The 2,521-nt window shown below is 39.2% G+C and carries 3 protein-coding genes; all 3 read left to right on the top strand.

Going from position 1 to position 2,521, the window contains the following annotated elements:
- The first annotated feature begins 14 nt into the window (after positions 1-14).
- Complete coding sequence (locus V7L97_RS12165) at positions 15-1,352, top strand: nucleotide sugar dehydrogenase (RefSeq protein WP_333656359.1); 1,338 nt, start codon at positions 15-17, stop codon at positions 1,350-1,352.
- Complete coding sequence (locus V7L97_RS12160) at positions 1,342-2,331, top strand: NAD-dependent epimerase/dehydratase family protein (RefSeq protein WP_333656357.1); 990 nt, start codon at positions 1,342-1,344, stop codon at positions 2,329-2,331. The genes V7L97_RS12165 and V7L97_RS12160 overlap by 11 nt, the downstream gene beginning before the upstream one ends.
- A gap of 30 nt (positions 2,332-2,361) precedes the next feature.
- Positions 2,362-2,521, top strand: a 160-nt coding sequence (locus V7L97_RS13180; RefSeq protein WP_442891842.1) for a DegT/DnrJ/EryC1/StrS family aminotransferase, incomplete at its 3' end; no start/stop codon positions are given.

Raw genomic sequence — 2,521 nt, 5'->3', positions numbered from 1 at the left:
ATACAAGTGGAGAGTTGACTTTCAATGTTATCGGTATCGACCTTCCTGATGAACAGAATTTTTGGAAAATTATGAGGGCAAATATGGGAAAGCCCCCTGTTCTGTCCACAGATGAGAATATGAACCATGTATACAAAAATGCCTATGAAAACAGGAATATGATGGCAACATACAGCACATATGCGTTTTCCAAGGCCGATATTGTGGTTATCGACATTAATCTTGACGTTAAAAAGAGATATGTGGGAAATCCGTATGACTATATTTTCACATATGAAAATTTTAAAAGTGCTATAAAAACGGTAGCCGATAACATCTCTGAAAATACACTTGTTGTTATCGAAAGCACGGTCCCTCCGGGCACAACACAAAAAGTTATTTATCCTATATTTCTGGAATCCTTTAGAAATAGGGGGCTTGACATAAATAAACTTTATCTTTCATATTCGTACGAAAGGGTTATGCCAGGGCCGTCATATTTAAGTTCCATCATTAATTTTTACAGGGTCTATTCAGGAATTAATAAAGAGTCAAAACTGAAAGCAAAGGCATTTTTTGAATCTTTTATAAATACAAAAGATTACCCGCTTTTTGAGCTTCATTCGACCACCGCTGCAGAAATGGCCAAGGTGCTTGAGAACTCCTACCGTGCTATGAATATAGCCTTTATCCAGGAATGGACCGAGTATGCCGAAAAAGCCCATGTGAATCTTTTTGAAGTCATCGAAGCAATAAGAGTTAGGCCAACACATAAAAATATCATGCTGCCCGGATTTGGCGTTGGAGGATATTGCCTTACAAAAGACCCGCTGCTGGCGAACTGGTCATATCAAAATCTGTACAATTGTGATGGAACGCTTAAAATGTCTATCGATGCCGTTGCAGTAAATGATTTAATGCCTGATTATACTTATTCACTATTGAAACAGGAAGTTGGTGTACTAAAAGATAAATTTATAACAATATTGGGTATTTCTTATCTTGGAGACGTGGCTGATACGAGACACACTCCAACAGATCTGTTTTATGACAGGTGCATGAGAGAAGGAGCAATTGTGAAGCTTCATGACCCACTCGTTGGTTTCTGGCAGGAAAGGGGACTCAAGGTAGAAACAGATATTAAGTCTCTGGGAGATAGCAGACATGATATAGCGGTATTTGCAACAAGGCATAAGCAGTATTTAACGATGAGTGCAGATGATATATTGTCGATTCTGCCGGGGGTAAAGGTGATTCTTGATGCAAATAATATAATTAATGACGATGTGGCTGAAAAACTATCGTCAAATGGTATAAAAATGATAGGCGTCGGTAAGGGACATTGGAATAGTTTACGGAGGAATGATGGCTAAAATACTAATAACCGGAGGAGCCGGATTTATAGGATATTTCCTGATAAAGAAACTTCTTGAAGCCAACAATAGCGATATAACTGTTATTGACAACTTATCGCGCGGCCGGGTAGATACGGAGTTTCAGCAATTGTTAGAACACACAAATGTCCGATTTATTAATGGAGACTTGACAGATCCCATGTTGTATACGGACTTAGATAGAGATTATGACTATATATACCACCTTGCAGGAGTTATCGGAGTCAAACATGTTATGCAGAATCCGGATAAGGTGCTTTATGTCAACGCTCTCTCAACGCTTAATATTTTTGAGTATGCCAAAAAAGCCAAAAGCCTTAAAAAGCTGTTTTTTTCGTCCACAAGCGAAGTATATTCCGGTACCATGAAACATTTCGGAATTACCGTGCCAACCGATGAAGATGTGCCGCTTACCATTGCCGATATTAAAGCAGACAGAACCAGTTACGCCCTGAGCAAAATGTACGGTGAATCGATAGGGTTTATTTACGGCAGGAAATACGGTATCCCAGTTACGGTTGGGAGATATCATAATGTATACGGTCCAAGGATGGGGTTTGCACACGTAATTCCCGAGATGTTTGTGAAAATAACCAAAAACGACATCATTGATGTAGCTTCGCCTGCACATACGAGGGCATTCTGTTTTGTCGATGATGCCATTGTGTTGACGATACTGGCAACCGAAAGTCCTGACACAATAAATGAAATAGTCAATATAGGCAATTCGAGGGAGGAAGTAAGTATAAAAGACCTGGTTTTAAAGATTGCCGAGGTCTTGAATAAGGCAATAACTATCAATGAACTTCCCGATACTCCTGGATCACCTCAAAGGAGATGCCCCGACACGACAAAAATAGAAAAATTGACAGGTTATACCCCTGTCTTTTCCCTGGAGGAAGGAATTCGCAGGACATACGATTGGTATAAGGACAAGCTAAATGTCAGATACGAGTAGGTCGAGTTTGTATTTGAAAACTCACATTCTATGAAGACCGGATATCGAAAAATAGAGTTAGACGCCCCTAATTTAGACGAGCAGGAAAAGAATTATTTAACCAAAGCAATAGAGACCAATTTTATATCTACCTTCGGTCCTTTTGTCCATGAATTCGAAGAAAAGTTTGCTGCTTATATAAACGCTAAAA

Source organism: Dissulfurispira sp., assembly GCF_036745535.1.
Classification (GTDB): domain Bacteria; phylum Nitrospirota; class Thermodesulfovibrionia; order Thermodesulfovibrionales; family Dissulfurispiraceae; genus Dissulfurispira.
The sequence above is the reverse complement of the archived record's forward strand: the minus strand, read 5'-3'. Positions and strand labels throughout refer to the sequence as shown.

What these genes read in the sequence shown, in the direction of transcription:
- V7L97_RS12160 (WP_333656357.1), top strand. Translation starts at nt 1,342, where the DNA reads ATGATGGCTAAAATACTAATAACCGGAGGAGCCGGATTTATAGGATAT.